Here is a 20,646-nt window from a genome sequence, read left to right as displayed (position 1 = left end):
GAGTAGGGGAGTAGGGGAGTAGGGGAGGCTATTCCGGGGACAATTTGCGGATCAAAAGCCGCAAGAGCTTCCCCACACTTTCGGTGCTGGCCAACAACGACGCTGTCGCCGCCTGCGAGGCGATGCCAGTCCGCTCAGCGATCAGAAGTTGAGTTTCCAGCTCCTTCAATGATCCCTGGGCGATGCGAAGAAACTGTTGGTAGGATCCTCGAATTTCTCTACCATACCCCTCAGCTATATTTGCCGGCACCGAGCTTGCGGAACGGCGGACTTGGCTGGTCAATCCATAAAGTTCCTCCTTGGGCCATGATTTTGTGGAGCTGTAAACTGCCACAGCAAGATCCATTGCCTGCTGCCAAACAAGCAAGTCCTTGTAAGAGCCTGTCTTTTCGGCCATTCATCCCTACTCCCCTACTCCCCTACTCCCCTATACATTCAGCAACAAATACTCCCTCTCCCAAGGACTGATCACTTCCATGAACGTCTCGAATTCCGCCCGCTTGATCGCCGCATAGGTCGCGGCGAAGGACTTGCCCAAAAGCGCGCAGAGTTCCTCGTCGCCCTCGAACAGGTCGACGGCTTCGAGCAGGCTGCGCGGCAGGTCGATCTCGTCGGCATTGGCGGTGGTCAGCACCGGAGGTTCGGCCTTGATCTTGTTGGTGATGCCGATCAGCCCGCAGGCGAGCGAAGCGGCCATTGCCAGATAGGGATTGGCGTCGGAGGAGGGGATGCGGTTTTCGACGCGGCGCGCCGCCGGATCCGAGCGCGGCACGCGGAATGCCGTTGTGCGATTATCGTAGCCCCATTTGTTGTTGACCGGAGCCGAGGCGGACTGCGTCAGCCGGCGGTAGGAATTGACGTAGGGCGCAAACATGACCAGCGCGTTCGGCACATGCTTCTGCATGCCCCCGATGAAATGGAAGAAGTCCTCGGTTTCCGAGCCGTCCTCGGCCGAGAAGATGTTCTTGCCCGTCTTCTTGTCGATGATCGACTGATGGATGTGCATGGCGGAGCCCGGCTGACCCTGGATCGGCTTGGCCATGAAGGTGGCGTAGATTTCGTGTTTCAGCGCCGCCTCGCGAATAGTGCGCTTGAACATGAACACCTGGTCGGCGAGTTCGACGGGATCGCCGTGGCGCAAATTGATCTCGAGCTGGCCGGCGCCCTCTTCATGGATGAGCGTGTCGATCTCCAGGCCCTGGCTTTCGGAAAAATGATAGATGTCGTCGATCAGCTCGTCGAACTCGTTGACGCCGGCGATCGAATAACCGGCGCCGCCGCCGATCGCCCGCCCCGAACGGCCGACGGGCGGCGTCAGCGGGTAATCCGGATCCGGGTTTTTGCGCACCAGATAGAATTCGATCTCGGGCGCCACCACCGGTTTCAGCCCGCGCCTGTCATAGGCGGCCAGAACACGCTTCAACACGTTGCGCGGCGTGAATTCCACCGAACGGCCGTCCTGGTGGACGAGGTCGCAGATGACGGCCGCCGTCGGGTCTTCCTCCCAAGGCACCACCGTCAGCGTCGACAGGTCCGGCATGAGCTTGAGGTCGCCGTCGTCCTCCGGATAATGGAAGCCGTTGCCGTCTTCGGGATAGCCGCCTGAGATGGTGGTCATGAATACGGCTGAAGGCAGCGCCAGCGAGGTGTTGGAGGTGAATTTCTTCGACGGCATCATCTTGCCGCGGGCAACGCCGGCCTGGTCAGGCGTAATGCATTCGATGTCTTCGATGCCGCGCCATTGCAGCCATTCGCTGACTTCCTTCCAGTTCTTCACACCACGCAGGTTTTTCACGAAGGCAGGCGTGCGGGCGCGCCCTCCGCGGCTCGACGGACGGACTTCCTTTTTTGCAGGCGGCATCATTCACCAGATTGGGTTGCGGATTTAGGAGTATAGCTGTGCCCGGCGACCGAAGGGAAGGGGAGCAGCCGGCATTGGCCGTTGCGGTTGAAAATCGCGGCTGCGAGACTAGGTTCAGCCTCGTTCACATATGAGATGCGTCCATGCAGAAGACCGGCGAACTGACCACCATAGGCTTCGATGCCGACGATACGCTGTGGCAGAACGAACAGTTCTTCCGCATGACCGAGAAGCGCTTTGCCGCCATGCTTGCCGATCACGGCGAAGAGGAACATATCTCGGCACGGCTGCTGGAGGCGGAGAGACGCAATCTTGCCGTCTACGGTTTCGGCATCAAGGGCTTCACGCTGTCGATGATCGAGACGGCGATCGAGGTCACGCAAGCCCGCGTCCCGGCTTCGGTCATATCGGAGATCCTCGGCGCCGGCCGCGAGATGCTGAGCCACCCGATCGAGGTCTTGCCGCATGCGCGCGAGACGGTGGAACGGCTCGCCGGCGCCTATCGCCTCGTGCTGATCACCAAGGGTGATTTGTTCGACCAGGAACGCAAGCTGGCCGGGTCCGGCCTCGGCGATCTGTTCGACGCGATCGAGATCGTCAGCGACAAGAACGCGGCTACTTATGCGCGCGTTTTCAGTCGCCATGGCGACGGCCCGGCCAGGAGCATGATGGTCGGCAATTCGCTGAAGTCCGATGTGGTGCCGGCCATCGAGGCCGGCGGCTGGGGCGTTCATGTGCCGCATGAATTGACCTGGGTGCTTGAACATGTCGAAGCGCCCATTGCCGAACCGCGCTTCCGGCAGATCTCCGATCTCGGACAACTGCCCGAACTGATCGAAAGCCTCGCCGGATAGGCTTGCTTGCCGCCTTCAGCGGTTGACCAGCCGATCAATCACCGGCTGCAAGCGCTCGGGCGTAATCGGTTTGGCCACCACCGCGTCGACGACGTTTGAAAGGCCAAGGCTCTCCGGCGTGCCGTTCTTGGTTGAAAGCAGTACCACGGGCGGGAGCGATTTACCCGAAGCCCGCCGCAACATCTCGATGCCGGGCATCAGAGTGTCGCAGTCCCTGTTATCGGCGCCGCCGTCCAGGACAATCACGGCCAGGACCAGCAAGCGCAAGGTCTTCGCCGCCATGTCGGGTGATTCCGAGATCGGCTTGAGCCCGGACCGCTCGACGATCTTGGAAATCACCACCCGATTGATCGGCGACTTGCCGACAACGAGCACCTGCGAGGTCTGACGGATCGTCTCCGTGGCTGAATCCCGGCTCACCAGATTCGGATGTCTCGCGCTTTCGTCGTCACGCTTCACTGGGCACCCAAGTCAGCCAAGAAACTCGTCCCATTTCAATGCAGAGTTGAAATCAGGCGACAATTGGCGTGAGATCGCGGTCCCTGTCAAGCCGAAATAAAAAGCTGGGGAAAGCATTCCCGCAGCAGTCAATTCAAGCAACAGTACTGTACTGCTCTGTCCATTCCTTGGTTGCATGAAAATAAAATTCACCTGCGCATACACTGCGCAGGTGAGAGGCGGGCCTGCGCGATCTTCGATCAGCCATGGCTTTGCTGCGTGACGATGACCGGGATCAACAGGTCCCCCCAATTGCCGTCGCCGCCATGGTGTCGTGCCGAGCGCACCAGCTCGACCGAGACGCCGGCTTCCACCGCCTTCATCACCGACTGGTTGAGCCGGTGCAGATCGTTGGCCAGCATGCGGATCGTCGCTTGCTGGTCGATGCTCATCGTGGTCGACTGCTCTTCGGCCCGTTCCTTGACGCGGCTTATCGATGCCATTGGTCTTCTCCTTGCTGTATGCCCTTGGGCGTTTGCCGAGATCCCTGGTTTGCTATTCCGCAGCCGGTTTGAACTGGGCGTGCTCGGTCGATTCATGCATGGCCGTGGTCGATGACCGTCCGCCGGTGATCGCCATCGACACGGCATCGAAATAGCCGGTGCCGACCTCGCGTTGGTGCTTGGTCGCGGTGTAGCCGTTGGCCTCCGCCGCGAACTCGGCTTCCTGCAACTCCGAATAGGCTGCCATCTGCCGCTCCTTGTAGCCGCGGGCGAGTTCGAACATGCCGTAATTGAGCTGGTGGAAACCGGCCAGCGTGATGAACTGGAACTTGTAGCCCATGGCGCCGAGCTCTTTCTGGAACCTGGCGATCGTGGCGTCGTCGAGGTTCTTCTTCCAGTTGAACGAAGGCGAGCAATTATAGGCCAGCAGCTTGCCGGGGTGATGCCTGTGCACGCCCTCGGCAAATCTCCTCGCCTGCGCCAGGTCGGGCTTCGAGGTTTCGCACCAGATCAGGTCGGCGTGGGGAGCGTAGGCGACGGCGCGCGCGATGCAGGGCTCGATACCGTTCCTCACCTGGTAGAAGCCTTCCACCGTGCGGCCGGCGTCGTAGTCGACGAAGGGCTGGTCGCGCTCGTCGATGTCGGAGGTGAGCAGCTTCGCCGCTTCCGCGTCCGTGCGCGCCACGACCAGGGTGGGCGTGCCCATCACGTCGGCTGCCAGGCGTGCGGCATTGAGGTTGCGGATGTGGGCCGCGGTAGGGATCAGCACCTTGCCGCCGAGATGGCCGCACTTCTTTTCCGATGCCAATTGATCCTCGTAATGGACGCCGGCGGCACCTGCCTCGATGAACGCCTTCATGATCTCGAAAGCGTTGAGCGGCCCACCGAAGCCGGCTTCGGCATCGGCGACAACAGGTGCGAACCAGGTATCGACCGAAAGCCCCTTGCCTTCGGAGGTCTCGATCTGGTCGGCGCGCTGCAAGGTGCGGTTGATGCGCTTGACGAGTTCGGGGGCAGCGTTGGCCGGGTAGAGCGACTGGTCCGGATACATGGCCGAGGCGGTGTTGGCGTCGGCGGCGACCTGCCAGCCAGACAGGTAGATCGCCTTCAGCCCGGCGCGCACCTGCTGCATGGCCTGGTTGCCGGACATGGCGCCGAGCGCGTTGACGAAGTCCTCCTCGTGAATGAGCTTCCACAGCCGGTTGGCGCCCATTTCCGCCAGGCTCTGGCGGATCTGCACCGAGCCGCGCAGTCGCGTCACATCCTCCGGCGAATAGGGGCGTTCGATGCCATCGAAGCGGCCCTCGGGGGCCGAGGGTACGAGGTTGTAAAAATCAGTCATGCTCTACTCCGGAGGATTGTTTCTTTGCGGCTCGGCGGCATTCCTCGCCGCGTTCGAATGTGACTGAATTTACAGTGCGAGGCGAAAAGAGCCATGCAAATCGAAGAATCAGGCCATCAATAAGGGAAAATCTGTATTGTGTTTGACAGATGGGCGAGGTAAATTTGTAATTATTGTAAAAAATCGCATGGAAGCGTAGCAGCGACGGCAATGTAAATTCCTGTTAAGGAGCCCTATGGCCGACCAGAAGATATTTGCCGGGCCGCGTATCCGCCGCATCCGCAACGCCAAGGGCCTGACCCAGACGGCAATGGCCGAAGGCCTCGGCATCTCGCCATCCTATCTCAACCTGATCGAGCGCAACCAGCGGCCGCTGACGGTGCAGTTGATCCTGAAGCTGGCGTCCGTCTACAAGGTCGATCCGCATGAGCTGCAGGGCGAAGCGGGCGGCTCTGTCGCGGCCTTGAGGGAAGTGTTTGCCGATCCGCTGCTGGCTGGCGAATTGCCGGGAGACCAGGAACTGATCGAGCTTGCCGAAGCCGCGCCCAATGCCTCCGCGGCCGTGATAAAACTGTTCCGTGCCTATCGCGAACAGGCCGAGCGCCTGTCCGATCTCAACGAGCTTCTTGCGCGCGAGGGGCGGGTGACGGCGCTTTCCAGCGCCCGCCTGCCGATCGACGAGGTGCATGAGATTTTCGAGCGTCGGCCGAACCATTTTGCGCATATCGAGGAAGAGGCGGAAGCGTTCACTTCGGTGCTCGATCCCGGCGATGATTTGTCTGCTGCGCTGAAGGGCTGGCTGAAGCGCGAATACGGCATCGTCGTCAAGGTGCTGCCGGTCGCCACCATGCCGAACTGGCGCCGCCGTTACGATCGCCATTCGCAGCGCCTGTTCCTGTCCGAGCGCCTGTCGCCGTTCGACCAGTTACGCGAAATGGCGATGGAGGCATGCCTGATCCGCATGACCGTCGCGATAGCCGGCGAGATCCAGGCGTTGAAACTGTCCACAGATGAGGCCCGCCGCCTCGCCCGGTTCGAACTCGGGCGCTACGCGGCGCATGCGCTGATGATGCCTTACCAGGCTTTCCACGCGGCGGCCGTTCGTGCCCGCTACGATATCGACGTGCTGCGCTCGCGCTTCGGCGCTTCCTTCGAGCAGGCGGCCAACCGGCTGACCACGCTGCAGCGGCAAGGCGCCTCGGCCGTGCCGTTCTTCATGCTGGAGATCGACAATGCCGGCAATCGCTTCCGCAAAGCCGGCAGCCTGGGCTTTCCGCAAAGCCGCTTCGGTGGCGCTTGTCCCAAGCTTCCCGTGCACGTCGCCTTCAGCCAGCCCGGCCAGATTTTTGTCGAAGCGGTGGAAATGCCCGACGGCGCCGAGTTCCTCTGCATCGCCCGCACGCTGGAGGGGCCGCAAGGCGCGTTCTCCGAGCGGCCGCGCCGCACCGCACTGCTGCTGGGGTGCGACATCGGCTTTCGCGACGACATCGTCTATGGTGCGGCACTTCCCGGCCCGACGGCCAGAAAAGGCGGAGCTGGCGCGGTAGCGGCGACGCCGGTCGGGCCCGCCTGCCGGCTTTGCGAGCGCGTCGGCTGCCTGACGCGCGCCGAGCCGCCGGTGACGCGCCCGCTTGGCCTCGACGAGATGGTGACAGGCCTGAGCGCCTTCGATTTCCAGTGACGCTTCGCAAGGCGGACTTGCCACAATCGCCGGCGGTCTCTGGATCACGCCGGGCCCGCGCCTTTGCGTTACGCGAATGAGGTACGTTTTTGTCGTCCCTTGCGCATTGTGCCGTTCTCAAACATCGACAGTCGTACCCATGACCGACACAGCATCATCGCCGATCGCTCGTTCATCGACCGTCCCGCAGCGGGAGGAGCGCATCGGCTTCCTGCTCGTGTTCCTGTCGGCATTGATGTGGAGTTTCGGCGGCACGATCGCCCGCTTCATCACCGCCGGCGACAGCTGGACGGTGGTGTTCTGGCGTTCCGTGTGGGCGGCCGCCTTCCTGCTCTGCTTCATGGTCTGGCGTGACGGCTGGCGCGGGATGCTGAGGTCGTTTCGCGGCATGGGCCTGCCTGGCCTTGCCGTGGGCTTCTGCTTCGCCACCGCGTCGACCTCTTTTGTCGTGGCGCTTGCCTACACCACCGTCGCCAACATCCTGTTGATGCAGGCCGGCGTGCCGCTGCTTGCGGCGCTGTTTGCCTGGGCGCTCTTTCGCGAAAGAGTGGCGGTCGCGACCTGGCTGGCGATTGCCGCCGTCATCGCCGGTGTCGCCATCATGGTGTCGGAATCGCTGGATGGCGCCGTTTCGCCCATGGGCGACGGGCTGGCGCTGCTGATCGCCGTCATGTTCTCGATCGCCACGGTCATCACCCGGCGCTTCTCCAGCGTGCGCATGACGCCGGCGACCTGCCTCGGCACGATCCTGGCGGCAGGCTTTGCCGCCTCGCAGGCTTCGGCCTTCGCCGTATCGGGCATCGACATGGGTTTTCTCTTCGTGTTCGGGGTGGTCAATCTGGGTCTTGGCCTCGCCTTCTTCGCCACCGGCGCGCGGCTGATCCCGGCCGCCGTTGCCGCGCTGCTAGGCACCTTTGAGCCGATCCTCGGGCCGATATGGGTGTGGCTGATCCACTCCGAGGTCCCGTCGGGCCGCACCATCGTCGGCGGCGCGGTGGTGGTCACGGCGCTGCTCGTCCATATCGGACTGGAGTTCAAGCGACAGACGCGGCCAGTCAGGGCAGGGGTCACCGGCGTGCCGTCGCCGAATTGATGCGGCGCCCTAGCTTTGCCATTGACAAGTTCGCTGCCGCGCGGGCAGGCTGGGACCACGGCAACAACAAGACAGGCTTATCTTGCCAAGTCTCCCCGGCGACCCGATCGAGACCGGATCACATCCCAGTATTTCTGCCTGCGCGGCGGCGAAAGCTTCTGACGATGCGGCGACTCCTTCCAGCCCAGGACAGTGGCGCGCGAGCATCGCTTGCGACAGCCGGCGGCGCGGCAATTGGCGCTTGTCGCCTCCTGGAAAGCTCAATAGTCTGAAGCAAATGCCCGGCCGCGCGGATACCGCGACGCGCCGGCGATGGAACACTCACCAAAGGAGAATAGCATGATCCGCAAAGCGCTCTGGCTTTCGGCGACTTCGGCATTTCTGGCGCTCTTTACGCTCGGCGGCCACGCCGAGGACCGCGTCGTCAATGTCTTCAACTGGTCGGACTATATAGACCCCACGGTCATCGACGATTTCACCAAGCAGACCGGCATCAAGGTGGTCTACGACACGTTCGATTCCAATGAGATCCTGGAAACCAAATTGCTTGCCGGCGGCAGCGGCTATGACGTCGTCGTGCCGAGCGGCAATTTTCTTGCCCGCCAGATCCAGGCCGGCGTGTTCCAGAAGCTCGACAAGTCGAAACTGCCGAACCTCTCCAACATGTGGGACACGGTTTCGGAACGGACCGCCAAATACGATCCCGGCAATGAATATTCGATCAATTACATGTGGGGCACGGTCGGCCTCGGCTACAACATCAAGAAGGTGCAGGCAGCGCTCGGCACCGACAAGATCGACAGCTGGGACGTGTTCTTCAATCCGGAAAAGCTGGCCAAGCTGAAGGATTGCGGCGTCTATGTCCTGGATTCGCCGACCGACATCTTCCCGACCGCCTTCAAATATCTCGGCATCAATCCTGAGACCACGTCGCCGGACGATTTTGCCAAGGCCGAGGAATTGATGATGAAGATCAGGCCCTACATCAGGAAGTTCCATTCCTCCGAATACATCAACGCTCTGGCCAATGGCGATATCTGCCTGGCGGTTGGCTGGTCGGGCGACGTGTTCCAGGCGCGCAACCGCGCCGAGGAGGCCAAGCAGGGCGTCGAGATCGGCTACGCCGTGCCGAAGGAAGGCGCCGAAATGTGGTTCGACCAGATGGCAATCCCTGCCGATGCGCCGCATGTCGCCGAGGCACATGAGTTCCTGAACTATATGATGAAGCCGGAGGTGATCGCCAAATCGTCGAACGCCGTGCTCTATGCCAACGGCAACAAGGCTTCCCAGCAATTCGTCGACAAGGCGCTTCTGGAGGATCCCGCTGTCTACCCGGACGCCGCGACCTTGCAGAAGCTCTTTACGATCTCGCCCTACGATCCCAAGACCCAGCGCGTCATCACGCGCACCTGGACCAAAATCGTCACCGGTCAGTAGTCAGTCCGAGGAGGCCCGGCAGTCACCCTGCCGGGTCTCCTTCTTTTCGATGGGGCAAAACAGCAGCGGAGTGGCACATGAAATCGCTTGGCAGCATCCGCAGGGATTTCGCGCCTTGGAACGATCCGAACGCCAAGCCATACATTCAGTTCGACAACGTCTCCAAGAAGTTCGGCGACTTCACCGCCGTCAACAATCTCTCGCTGACCATATTCGAGCGCGAGTTCTTCGCCCTGCTCGGCGCCTCCGGTTGCGGAAAATCGACGCTGCTCAGGATGCTCGCCGGCTTCGAGGAGCCGACGGCCGGCCGCATCCTGCTCGACGGCCAGGATCTGCGCGGCATCCCGCCTTATCGCCGGCCGGTCAACATGATGTTCCAGTCCTATGCCCTGTTTCCGCATATGACTGTGGAGAACAACATCGCCTTCGGCCTCAAGCAGGAAGGGATGGCCAAGCCAGACGTCGAAAAGCGCGTCGCCGAGATGCTCAAGCTGGTCAAGCTCGAGCAGTTCGCCAAGCGCAAGCCGCACCAGCTCTCCGGCGGCCAGCGCCAACGTGTCGCGCTCGCCCGTTCGGTCGCCAAGCGGCCGAAGGTGCTGCTGCTCGACGAGCCGCTCGGCGCGCTCGACAAGAAGCTGCGCGAGGAGACGCAGTTCGAACTGATGGACCTTCAGCAGGAACTCGGCCTCACCTTCGTCGTTGTCACCCACGACCAGGAAGAGGCCATGACCATGGCCGACCGTATCGCCATCATGGACAAGGGCGAGGTCATGCAGGTCGCGACGCCGGCGGAAGTCTACGAGGCCCCGGCGTCGCGCTTCGTCGCGCATTTCGTCGGCAACGTGAACATGTTCGAGGGCAAGGTTGCCGAACGGACGGACAAGACGGCGCGCATCACCGGAGCGACCGGCGCCCAGATCCTCGTCGAGAATGCCGGCAATGCCGCCGCCGCGGGCGCCGATATCGTCTTCGCGATTAGGCCGGAGAAGATCAAGGTGTCGTCCAAGAAGCCGGCCGATGGCGTCAATGCGCTGGAGGGCGAGGTTTACGACATCGCCTATCTCGGCGACATGACCGTCTATCACGTCCGGCTGGACGACGGGCAGCTCGTGCGGGCAAGCGCCTTGAACGCAGCGCGCATCACCGAGGACCAGCTGACCTGGAACGACCGCGCCTGGGTCTCTTTTCGGCCGGATGCCGGCGTCGTGCTGACGCGGTAGGGGGCTGACATGTCCGACATCGCCGCCACCGACGCCGCCCTACCGGCCGCGGCAAAACCATTGCTGGCGCGGCTGGGCGCCGGCTTCGTCAATCGTCTCGTCATCTTCATTCCCTATCTCTGGCTGCTGTTCTTCTTCCTTGTCCCCTTCATCATCGTCTTCAAGATCTCGTTGTCGCAGACGGCGATCGCCATGCCGCCCTATACGCCGGTGCTTGATTTCAGCGAGGGCGTCTCCGGCTTCTTCGCGGGCTTTCGCGACCTCAACTTCGACAACTATGCCTGGCTGACGCAGGACGCGCTTTATTTCAACGCCTATGTCACCAGCCTGATCATCGCGGCGATCTCGACCGTGTTGACGCTGATCGTCGGCTATCCCATAGCCTATGGCATGGCCCGCGCGCCGGCGACGATCCGCCCGACCTTGCTGATGCTGGTCATCCTGCCGTTCTGGACCTCGTTCCTGATCCGGGTCTATGCCTGGATCGGCATCCTGAAGCCCGAGGGGCTGCTCAATCAGTTGCTTCTGTCGCTGCATCTGATCAACCAGCCGCTGGTCATCCTCAACACCTATACGGCGATTTTCATCGGCATCGTCTACTCCTACCTGCCGTTCATGGTGCTGCCGCTCTATTCGTCGCTGGAAAAAATGGATTATTCGCTGATCGAGGCGGCCAAGGACCTTGGTTGTCCGCCGACCAGTGCATTCTGGAAGATCACGTTCCCGCTGTCATTGCCCGGCGTCATCGCCGGCTGCCTGCTGGTGTTCATTCCGGCGGTCGGCGAATTCGTCATTCCCGATCTGCTTGGTGGATCGCAGACGCTGATGATCGGCAAGACGTTGTGGAACGAGTTCTTCGCCAATCGCGACTGGCCGGTCTCTTCAGCTGTCGCCGTCATCCTGCTGCTGTTGCTCACGGTTCCGATCATGATCTTCCAGCAGGCCCAGGCGAAGGCGCAGGAGCAGGACAAATGAACACCACCTGGAGCCGCTTCAACATCACCTCGATCGTGCTCGGTTTCGCCTTCCTCTATCTACCGATCGTGCTGCTCATCGTGTTCTCCTTCAACGAATCCAAGCTGGTCACCGTCTGGGGCGGCTTTTCGACCAAATGGTACGTGTCGCTGTTCCACAATCAGGGCCTCATGGACGCCACCTGGGTGACGGCGCGCGTCGGCGTCATTTCGGCCACGGCGGCGACCGTGCTCGGCACGCTGGCGGCGCTGACGCTGACACGCTACACGCGTTTCCGGGGCAGGGTGCTGTTCTCCGGCATGGTGTTCGCGCCTTTGGTCATGCCCGAAGTCATCACCGGCCTGTCGCTGTTGCTGCTCTTCGTCGCTGTCGGCCTCGACCGGGGCTTCCTCACCGTCACACTCGCACACACCACCTTGACGATGTGCTTCGTCGCCGTCGTCGTGCAGTCGCGCCTCGTATCCTTCGACCGCTCGTTGGAGGAGGCGGCGATGGATCTCGGCGCGCCGCCGGTCAAGACATTCCTCCAGATCACGCTGCCCGTCATCCTGCCCGCGATCGTGTCGGGGTGGATGCTTGCCTTCACGCTCTCGCTCGACGACCTGGTCATCGCCAGCTTCACCTCGGGGCCGGGTGCGACCACGCTGCCGATGAAGATCTACAGCCAGGTTCGTCTCGGCGTGACGCCGGAGATCAACGCCGCCTGCACCATTCTGATCGCGGTCGTCGCGGTCGGCGTCATCGTCGCTTCGCTTGCCAACAAGCGTCGCGAGGTCCAGCGCCAGCGCGACGAACAGGCCGCGCAACGCGGCTGAGCATGATCCCGAAAAGTGGGCACCGGTTTTCGGGCGAGATCATGCCCGAATAGGCTGAGCATGATCCCGAAAAGTGGGCACCGGTTTTCGCGGACAAACGGTTCCGTTTGTCCGGAGATCATGCTTGAACAAAGAGACCAAAAGGCTGCTTATTCGCCCGACACGCCGCGGTTGATCGGCGAAATGAACGGCGTGCTCCATGTCCCGCCAACGAAGAAGGACGATTGCTTGGGGCCTTGCTGGCCGTTTGCCTGCGTGGCGACCTGGTCCGGCTGGATGACACCGCCTGACAGCGCCAGCCCCCGTCCGGCATAGGAGGCGATGCCGGAAAGCCAGATCTTGTATTTCGCCGAATTGGCCTCGGCCTTGTCCAGCCTCGCCACGCCTTTCGAGATGGTGGCCTTCAGTTCGGCGCCATCGATCGGCAGTGTCCCGTCCGAGACGTCGTCAAGTGCGAAGAAGCCGCCCTGTTCGGTATGCTTGAGAAAGGCCGGCAGGTTAAACTTGCTGAGCGCGCCTGGCCCGAAGGTCGCCGAAACCGAGCCGTCGGCGGTTTCGAAGATCGAGTCCCAGGTCCTGCCGGGCCCTTTGAGGATGACGGACACGGTCCCCGTGCCGACCGGCACCAGCCGCGTCATCCCGGCCGCCGTGCCGAAAGCGCCGCCATCGATATCGGAAGCCAGCAGCCGGATCTCGACCTGGCTGCCCTCGGGCTTGCGGTCGAAGCGAAGGCTGCTCTGGATGTTGCCGCCAAAGGCCGAGGCATCGGAAATGTCGAAAACGGACAGGCCATCCTTGACCTGCGCCGTGGCGGCGACGTCGGCAAGCTGGATGGAGCCGGCCGTGGCGTGCGCCGCCGACAGCCTGAGGTCGAGATTGACCCGGTCGGCGAAATTCGTGTCGACTTCGCTCGGACCTGCCCCGCTTGCCGGCCCGAGCGGCGTGAAGGCGGACAGGAACGACCTCAGATCGAGCGTGTCGAAGGCGAGCGTGCCGGAGATCACCGGCTGTGCGTCGCCAAGCGACAGGTCCAGCGCACCCATGCCTGGGTTATTGTCGAGGGAGAGTGCGGTGTTCTCGAATTTGACGCGCCCGGCCGTCGCGGTCACCTTGCTCGAGATGCTGACGGAGCCGATCGCGGCGCCCGGCGCGATATCGGCCTGCGACCATTCAAGCACACGCCGCAGCGAGGGCGCTGAAAACTTGGCCTGGCCGTCGAAATAGGCGTTTTCGGACATGCTGGCCGTGCCGTCGAAGGAGAAGGTGGCGGGCGCCGCCTTGAACGACAGGGTGAGCGGCGCCATGCCGCCGGCAAATAACACCAGCGGCTTCGGCGATGCGGCATCCACGGCGACGCTTTCGCCGCGCCAGATGCCGGTCGCCGAGAGCGTCGCATTGCTGTTCATCGCCGCCCATGTCGCCTGGCCGCTCAGGCTACTCAGCACCTCTTCGTCCTTGCCGTTGACGGACGCCACCATGCGGCCGTCCCTGAACTCCACCGTGCCGAAAGTGTCGGCCGGTAGCTTGTCAAGATCGGGTTTGGCGGGGTCCGCACCGACCACGCCGCGCGCCACGTCGATGGCGCGTGCGATGCGGCCGCCGGTCGGAGCGGTGGGCAGGAACAGGCCGCTCGCCGTGCGCTGGACCCTGATCGTCGGCCGCACCAGCCGCGCCGTGGAAAACACCACGTCGCCGCGCAGCGCCGCCATGGCCGAGAGGTCGACCTCGACCCGTTCGGCCTCGACGACCGGCGGTGCGTCGACGTCGGTCCACTTCGAAAGCGTCACATCCGTCAGGATCGCCCGGAAGTTCGGCCAGACCTCGATGCGCGGCGAGCCTTCGATGGCAACCCGGAAACCGCTCCAGGCACTCAATTCCCAGGCGATACGATCGCGCACGATACGCGTCGAAGCGATCAGCGGCAGGGCGGCGACCACCAGCGCGATGACGATCACGGCAGCGCCGATCGCCCATGTTCCGCGTCGGATCAAAGATGATGGCATATCGCCCCGTATGCTTTCGTTCCGACAAAAATCGTCCGGCGGGTGTAAACCCGGTCGTCACCACGACTTCCAGTCGTCACTACGACTTCTAGTCGTCACTACGACTTAGGGTCGAGGCATTTCAAGTCTTTATGGCCCGGCGATGGCATTTGCGCACATCTGGACGCCTCGGCCGAACAAAATCTTGCTCTGCTGCGGCGCAATATGCATAAGCGGTGGCGATCCTGGGAGGACCCATCATGGCTGCCGAAGTACCACTCTGGACCCCGACGCAGGACCAGATTGACGCTGCGCCGCTGACCGCCTTCATGAAGGCCGCCGCTGCAAAAAGCGGCATATCCGTGACTTCCTATGCCGACCTTCACCGTTGGTCGGTGGCGGACCGCGAAGCGTTCTGGAGCCTGGTCTGGGATTTTTGCGGCATCGTCGGCGACAAGGGCAGCGCCGAAAGCGAGCGTGTGCTCGTCGCTGGCGAGAAGATGCCGGGAGCGGCCTTCTTTCCCGACGCGATGGTGAATTTCGCCGAGAACCTCCTGAAGAAGACCGGAGCAGGAGAGGCGATCGTGTTTCGCGGCGAGGACAAGGTCGAGCGCCGGCTGTCCTGGAACGAACTGCATGCGCTCACCTCGCGCTTCCAGCAACTCTTCTTGTCGCTCAAGGTCAAGAAAGGCGACCGTATCGCTGCGATGATGCCCAACATGCCGGAAACAGTCGCCGCCATGCTCGCGACCGCCTCTATCGGCGCGGTGTGGTCGTCCTGCTCACCGGATTTCGGCGAGCAGGGCGTTCTCGACCGGTTCGGGCAGATCGAACCCGTCGTCTTCATCGTCCCCGATGGTTACTGGTACAACGGCAAGGCGATCGAGGTCGCCGACAAGATCGCCGCGGTGGCCGCAAAGCTGGGCACTGTCCGCAAGGTGGTGGTCGTTGACTATCTCGGCACCTCGGCCGATGTCGCTGATACGATCGAAAAGGCCGTGGCGATGGAAGAGGCGCTGTCGCCCTTCGCGGTCAGGCAGGTCACCTTCGAGCGGCTGCCGTTCGCGCATCCGCTCTACATCCTGTTCTCGTCCGGAACGACCGGTATTCCCAAATGCATTGTCCATTCGGCCGGCGGAACGCTGATCCAGCACCTCAAGGAACATCGCCTGCACGCAGGCCTGCTCGACGGCGACCGCTTCTTCTATTTCACCACCTGCGGCTGGATGATGTGGAACTGGCTGGTGTCGGGCCTCGCTTCGGGCGCGACGCTGCTGCTCTATGACGGCTCGCCCTTCTACCCCAACGGCAATGCGCTGTTCGACTTCGCCGACGCCGAGAAGATGACCTTCTTCGGCACCTCGGCGAAATTCATCGATTCGGTACGCAAGGCCGGCCTCAAGCCGATCCAAAGCCATGATCTGTCAACCGTGCGCGCCATCTCCTCGACGGGCTCGCCGCTGTCGCCCGAGGATTTCCGCTTCGTCTACGACGGGATCAAGAAGAATGTGCATCTGGCATCGGTCTCCGGCGGCACCGACATCGTTTCCTGCTTCGTCCTCGGCGTCCCGACTGAACCGGTATGGACCGGCGAGATCCAGGGACCAGGCCTCGGCCTTGCTGTCGACGTCTGGGACGACGACGGCAAGCCGGTCAGGCAGGAGAAAGGCGAACTGGTCTGCACCAAGGCGTTCCCGGCAATGCCGATCGGCTTCTGGAACGACCCCGAGGGCAAGAAATACCGGGCTGCCTATTTCGAGCGCTTCGACAATGTCTGGTGCCATGGCGACTTCGCCGAGTGGACCGCTCATGGCGGCATGATCATCCATGGCCGCTCCGACGCGACGCTCAATCCGGGTGGTGTGCGCATCGGCACGGCGGAGATCTACAATCAGGTCGAGCAGATGCCGGAAATCCTGGAGGCGCTCTGTATCGGTCAGGATTTCGACAATGACGTGCGCGTGGTGCTGTTCGTGCGGCTGGCCGCCGGCGTTCAGCTCGACGAGGATCTGGAGAAGCGCATCCGGGCGAAAATCCGCGCCGGCGCCAGCCCGCGCCACGTGCCGGCCAGGATCATCGCCGTGTCAGACATTCCTCGCACCAAATCGGGCAAGATCACCGAGCTTGCGGTGCGCGACGTCGTGCATGGCCGCGCCATCAAGAACAAGGAGGCGCTCGCCAATCCCGAGGCGCTCGAGCTGTTCAGAAACCTGCCGCAATTGGCCGAGTGACCGCCCGCCCGGCATGGTTAATCAAATCTGCCGCGCGAATTTACCTAGATTTCACGAGTGGTACACATTCGTAAATTTTTTCGGGACCTGGTAAGGACTTGTTAAGGCCCGGCGTCGATAGTCGCACGTAACTTGAGGGAGAAATCCCGTTCCTCAGCCCCCGGAGGATCTGAATTCGCTCAAGCCCCCGTTGTGACAGCAAATCCCATCTTTCAAGGCGTCCTGTTGGGCGCCTTTTCTTTTCCAGGCGGCTGGATGGACGGGAGCTTGCCTATTCCGCAAGCACGCGCGTCGACGGGAACGCGATCTCGACCAGGGTTCCTTCGCCGGGCGTCGAGGTGATGATAAAACGGGCGCGGTTCGCTTCAACCATCGCCTTGGTCAACGGCAGGCCGAGACCGGTGCCGTCGCCGCGCCCCCGTTTCAATGCATTGATCTGTTTGAACGGCTTCAACGCCTGCTCGATCTCGGCTTGGCTCATACCGATGCCGGTGTCGCGCACGCGCATGACGACATCGCCCGAGGTCTCATAGGCGGTCGAGACGATCACCTGGCCGCCGGCCTGGGTATAACGGATGGCGTTCGACAGGATGTTGAGGGCAATCTGGCGCACGCTGCGCAGGTCCGCCACCACTTCCGGCAGTCGCGACGCGAAGCTGGAGCGGATGATGACGCGCTCGCGGTTGGCCTGCGGCTGCATCATTGCCACAGTCTCGGCCAGCGTGTCGTTGAGCGACACCGCTTCATAAGTCATTTCCTGCTGGCCCGCCTCGATCTTTGAGATGTCGAGAAGGTCGTTGACGAGATCGAGCACATGATTGCCCGATCGGTTGATATCGCGCAGGTAATCGCGGTAGCGGTCATTGGCCACTGGCCCGAATTTCTCGTCCACCATCAGTTCGGAAAAGCCGATGATGGCATTGAGCGGCGTACGGATCTCGTGGCTGATGCGGGCGAGGAAATCCGTCTTCTGCGAGGAGGCGCGCTCGGCCACCGCACGCGCCTGGGTCAGGTCCTCTTCGGCCCTCTTCCACTGCGTGATGTCGCGCACCACCGCACAAAAGCCGCTGTCGTTGGGCAGCCGGCCGATGGTCATGAACAGGGGAATGAAGCGGCCCTGCGCCTCGCGGCCGATGACTTCGCGGCCGTCGTTCAGGACGCTCGCCACGCCGGGCTCGGACAGGCCGTCGAGATAATCGCGCGCCGCGCGCTGGCTTTCGATAGCAAACAGCGAGGCGAACGGCTTGCCGGTCACGTCGTCGCTGTCGAAGCCGAACAGCGCCTCGGCTGGACGGCTTATGGAACGAATCGCGCCGTCACGGCCGATCAGCACGACGCCGTCGGTGGCGGTATCGATGATGGTGCGCATCTCGGCGATGCGCGCCTTGAGCTCGGAAATATCGGGCTGCGTCTGCTCGTCGCCAGCCGCATGCAGTGCCGCCGGTGCCTCATCCTCGCCCGAACGGCGCACCACCAGCATCAGCGCCTTGCCGTCGCGCCACGGAACCGAGCGCAGGATAGCCTCGATTGGAAATTCCTGCCCGCCATGCGTCTTCAGCCGCAACGCCCGGTCGGCGCCCTCGGTGACGCCGTCATGGCCATAGGGATCGGCAAACAGCGTGCCCAGCCCGCCGGCGTCCGCCAGTTCATCGAGCGTTTCATAGCCTGTCAGGACGAGAAATTCCTCGTTGGCGTAATGAAGTTCATCCCCGGAATGGATGAGCAGCGGCACGGGCAGCTTGCTCAGGAGCGAGGTGTCGGGAGCCTTGCTCTCGTCCCCGACCGCAAAGGCCGACGGCACGAACCCTTCGAGCTTGAGCGGAGGCACTTTGAGGCGTGGCCGCTCGACCGGAGCCTCCACCGCGTCGCTGGTGCCGGCGGCCCCCTCGGCGGTTGCGGCCTGCTCATCGGATGCGGACGCTTCCTCGTCCTCGACCCAGTCCTCACTGTCCTCGGCATCGCGAAAATCGGCCGATGTCATGCTCTCGTCGTCGGCAATGTCATCGTTGGCGCCGGCGACGGTCGGTTCGCCTGCCGCCGCGACGGGCTCTTCGCTCTCCCGTTCCGTCTGCGCCGCCGCCGGTTCGGAAGCCGGGGTCTCGTCATTGTTGTCGGCGATCGGCGCTGGTTCCTCGCTCCGCTCGGCATAGTCGAGCAGCGAACCCGTCACTCCGGCCACCGTGTCGGCGGGCTCCTCATCAGCCGTTTTGTCCGGCCGTTCGCCATCAAGCCGGGCGAGATCCTCTGCATCCTCGGCATCGACATCGGTTTCGGACGGCTCAGCCGGTGCGGCTTCGCCCTTTGGCGCAAGGTTTTTGCGGGCGTCCGCTGGTTTCTCGGACGGCCCCGCCGGCGTTGCCGCCTCCGGTTGCCCGGCATCGTCCGGACCCGGTCTTTCGGCCTCCGGCTCGGCCGGGCTGCTTTCCTTCTTCAGCCGCTCGCCGATCTCGCGGAAGGCGCTGCGTTCCAGGGTCGACAGACCCTTGTCGTTAGCCGGCTGGCGATGTTCGGCCAGACGGATCACCTTGTCGGCAAAGCGGCGTTCAGGCTTCGGCACGATGGTCAGCGCCGGCACCTCGCCCCGGAACGGGTCCGATGGCTTCAACTCCTCGGTCTTCGGTTCCTCGGGTGCGGGTTCGACCGGTTCCGACGCCGGGGGTGCCTCGCTGTTGGGCACCAGCGCCATGCCGATCGCTTCAGGATCGACAACGGCGTCGCCGGCGCGGGCGACGCCGAAACCGCGGAAACCCTCGAAGGCACGGCTGCGGCCATAGACGGGCAGGGCCGCTAGGTCGACGGGGATCTTCAGGTCCGTGCCGACGACCGGCCACAACACGGAACGGCCGGACCAGGTGTCGCGCCGCTCCAGGAGACCGGCGATCTCGCCGGACGCATCCAGCCCGAAGGCCGCCGCGACCTCCCTGAAGCGCCTGCCGATGACGTCCGCGGCCGGTTTGCCGACGACGTCGGCGAATTCCGGCGACAGCGCGCTGAACCTGCCCTCGGCGTCGGTTCGCCAGACGAAACGCAGCGGCGCCGCCGTGCGGTCCACGGTCCTGGCGGCCGGGGCTGCCGGAACAACTGGAGCCTGGGCATCGTGCTTCGCGTCCTCGGCTGGACCTTCGGCGGCAGCCGGCGAAAGTGCAGCTTCGGCGTCCGGCGCGGCTGGGCCGCGCGCATGCCTCCCGTCCTCGCCGGCATTGAAATACCAATGGTCGTGCTGTGCCCGCGTACCGTTTGCCGCCGGTTGTCCGGGTTCTGCCGCCGCCGGTTCCTGCACGGCCGCTTCGGCAGCGGCTTGTGCCTTCGGTTCCGAGATATCCTTGGCGACGGCCTGTGAGCGGTTACGTCCTTCCGAACGCTCGGCCGCTGGAGTCCCCTCCGCCAGCGCACGGTCGTCGAGCCTGTTTTCGTCGATCACCACCAGCAAATGTCGCTCAGGCGTCAGTCGGGCGAGGCCCGCCGGATAGGATGTGCCGCCGCCCGGAACCAGGCGCTTGACGATGCGGTCGCTCTCATTCGCGACGTCGGCCACCAGCGCGGCCAGCGTCGCGGGCTCGATGCCGAGCTGCGAAAAGCTCTCCGATGCCGCTTCGACATTGCCGCTGGCGTCGATGAAGGCGATGAAATGACCATCTTCCGTGAAGCCGCTGATGGCCCTGCCGGCGATTTCGGCCGCACTGCGCGAGCCGGTCTGGGCCGCCGGCACCGCCAGCATGATGGCGTTCTCGCCGTCGGGCAGCGTCACAGCGCTTGCAAGGAAGCCGATGGCGCGGCTGGTCATGCCGGTCGCCAGCCTGACCGTGATGCTTCGGTCGCTGCCGATGTCGGGAAATCCACTAGTTGCCATGATCTGGCGGCGGGCGATCAGCGGCAGCCGTGCCTCGGCGCCGATGATGCTTTCGATGTCGGGATAGCCGAACACTGCGGCACCCGGTCCATTGGCCCAGATCACTTGCTCCAGATTCGCCGACAGGATCGCGATCGCGTCGCCGGCGGCGAAGCGCTGGCGGACCGCGTCGAGCACGGCGACGTCAAGAAAGGAATATTCGGACGGCATGCGCTGGCGAAATCCTCATGCAGCGGGCATTTTTGCAGTTAACGCTTTGTTAATAAAAGCCGGCGGCGCGAAGGTCCACAAGCCAGAACGTGCATAGGCCTGAATTTCGGCTCTTGGTTAACGGCCGAGACGGGAATCTATGGTGCAGTGCAAC

Annotated in this window: 15 protein-coding genes; 8 read left to right on the top strand and 7 right to left on the bottom strand. The window is 63.1% G+C overall.

Going from position 1 to position 20,646, the window contains the following annotated elements; genetic code table 11:
* Nucleotides 1–28: 28 nt before the first annotated feature.
* Together LB547_RS27520 and LB547_RS27515 are read right to left on the bottom strand one after the other, a co-directional pair.
* Nucleotides 29–397, bottom strand: coding sequence for a four helix bundle protein (locus tag LB547_RS27520; protein ID WP_140561378.1), 369 nt, complete (start codon nt 395–397; stop codon nt 29–31).
* Between the two features lie 30 nt (nt 398–427).
* Nucleotides 428–1,864 carry a glutamine synthetase family protein gene (locus LB547_RS27515; protein ID WP_181168616.1) on the bottom strand — a complete coding sequence of 479 codons (1,437 nt, stop codon included), beginning with the start codon at nt 1,862–1,864 and terminating at the stop codon, nt 428–430.
* A gap of 140 nt (nt 1,865–2,004) precedes the next feature.
* Here LB547_RS27515 and LB547_RS27510 point away from each other — a divergent pair, with 140 nt between their 5' ends.
* Nucleotides 2,005–2,715: an HAD family hydrolase gene (locus tag LB547_RS27510; RefSeq protein ID WP_140498531.1), complete on the top strand. Its 711-nt coding sequence runs from the start codon at nt 2,005–2,007 to the stop codon at nt 2,713–2,715.
* A 15-nt stretch (nt 2,716–2,730) separates the two neighbouring features.
* On the opposite strand, the gene LB547_RS27505 is transcribed toward LB547_RS27510, so the two are convergent.
* The 3 genes from LB547_RS27505 to aceA form a co-directional block, all read right to left on the bottom strand.
* Nucleotides 2,731–3,174: a response regulator gene (locus tag LB547_RS27505; RefSeq protein ID WP_140498530.1), complete on the bottom strand. Its 444-nt coding sequence runs from the start codon at nt 3,172–3,174 to the stop codon at nt 2,731–2,733.
* A 239-nt stretch (nt 3,175–3,413) separates the two neighbouring features.
* Complete coding sequence (locus LB547_RS27500; protein ID WP_140498529.1) at nt 3,414–3,656, bottom strand: hypothetical protein; 243 nt, start codon at nt 3,654–3,656, stop codon at nt 3,414–3,416.
* 52 nt (nt 3,657–3,708) lie between these two features.
* Nucleotides 3,709–4,998 (bottom strand): isocitrate lyase, encoded by a 1,290-nt coding sequence (gene aceA / locus LB547_RS27495; RefSeq protein WP_140498528.1) that lies wholly within the window; start codon nt 4,996–4,998, stop codon nt 3,709–3,711.
* A gap of 235 nt (nt 4,999–5,233) precedes the next feature.
* Here aceA and LB547_RS27490 point away from each other — a divergent pair, with 235 nt between their 5' ends.
* The 6 genes from LB547_RS27490 to LB547_RS27465 all read left to right on the top strand — a co-directional run bounded on the left by LB547_RS27490 (nt 5,234) and on the right by LB547_RS27465 (nt 12,219).
* Nucleotides 5,234–6,679 (top strand): helix-turn-helix domain-containing protein, encoded by a 1,446-nt coding sequence (locus tag LB547_RS27490; protein ID WP_140763163.1) that lies wholly within the window; start codon nt 5,234–5,236, stop codon nt 6,677–6,679.
* 139 nt (nt 6,680–6,818) lie between these two features.
* Nucleotides 6,819–7,772 (top strand): DMT family transporter, encoded by a 954-nt coding sequence (locus LB547_RS27485; RefSeq protein ID WP_140498526.1) that lies wholly within the window; start codon nt 6,819–6,821, stop codon nt 7,770–7,772.
* A gap of 339 nt (nt 7,773–8,111) precedes the next feature.
* A complete protein-coding gene (locus LB547_RS27480; RefSeq protein WP_140513398.1) occupies nt 8,112–9,209 on the top strand; it encodes a polyamine ABC transporter substrate-binding protein in 1,098 nt (365 codons plus the stop codon).
* A 77-nt stretch (nt 9,210–9,286) separates the two neighbouring features.
* Nucleotides 9,287–10,429, top strand: a complete 1,143-nt coding sequence (locus tag LB547_RS27475) for an ABC transporter ATP-binding protein (protein WP_140666582.1) — start codon at nt 9,287–9,289, stop codon at nt 10,427–10,429.
* A 9-nt stretch (nt 10,430–10,438) separates the two neighbouring features.
* Nucleotides 10,439–11,404, top strand: a complete 966-nt coding sequence (locus tag LB547_RS27470; protein ID WP_140763160.1) for an ABC transporter permease subunit — start codon at nt 10,439–10,441, stop codon at nt 11,402–11,404.
* On the top strand, nt 11,401–12,219 hold the full coding sequence (locus LB547_RS27465; protein WP_140763157.1) for an ABC transporter permease: 819 nt from the start codon (nt 11,401–11,403) through the stop codon (nt 12,217–12,219). Before LB547_RS27470 ends, LB547_RS27465 begins: the two co-directional genes overlap by 4 nt.
* 149 nt (nt 12,220–12,368) lie before the next feature.
* Here LB547_RS27465 and LB547_RS27460 read toward each other — a convergent pair whose 3' ends face one another.
* On the bottom strand, nt 12,369–14,222 hold the full coding sequence (locus LB547_RS27460; RefSeq protein ID WP_140498521.1) for an AsmA-like C-terminal region-containing protein: 1,854 nt from the start codon (nt 14,220–14,222) through the stop codon (nt 12,369–12,371).
* A gap of 239 nt (nt 14,223–14,461) precedes the next feature.
* On the opposite strand from LB547_RS27460, the gene LB547_RS27455 reads away from it, so the two are divergent.
* A complete protein-coding gene (locus tag LB547_RS27455; RefSeq protein WP_140625421.1) occupies nt 14,462–16,432 on the top strand; it encodes an acetoacetate--CoA ligase in 1,971 nt (656 codons plus the stop codon).
* 271 nt (nt 16,433–16,703) lie between these two features.
* On the opposite strand, the gene LB547_RS27450 is transcribed toward LB547_RS27455, so the two are convergent.
* The gene (locus LB547_RS27450) at nt 16,704–20,492 is read right to left on the bottom strand and encodes a PAS domain S-box protein (RefSeq protein WP_140763154.1); all 3,789 of its coding nucleotides are present in this window, start codon (nt 20,490–20,492) and stop codon (nt 16,704–16,706) included.
* Nucleotides 20,493–20,646: the final 154 nt, after the last annotated feature.

Source organism: Mesorhizobium sp. B264B1B, assembly GCF_020165765.1.
In the GTDB taxonomy this organism is placed as follows: domain Bacteria; phylum Pseudomonadota; class Alphaproteobacteria; order Rhizobiales; family Rhizobiaceae; genus Mesorhizobium.
Note: the sequence above shows the minus strand (reverse complement) of the source record. Positions and strands in the feature narration are given on the sequence as shown.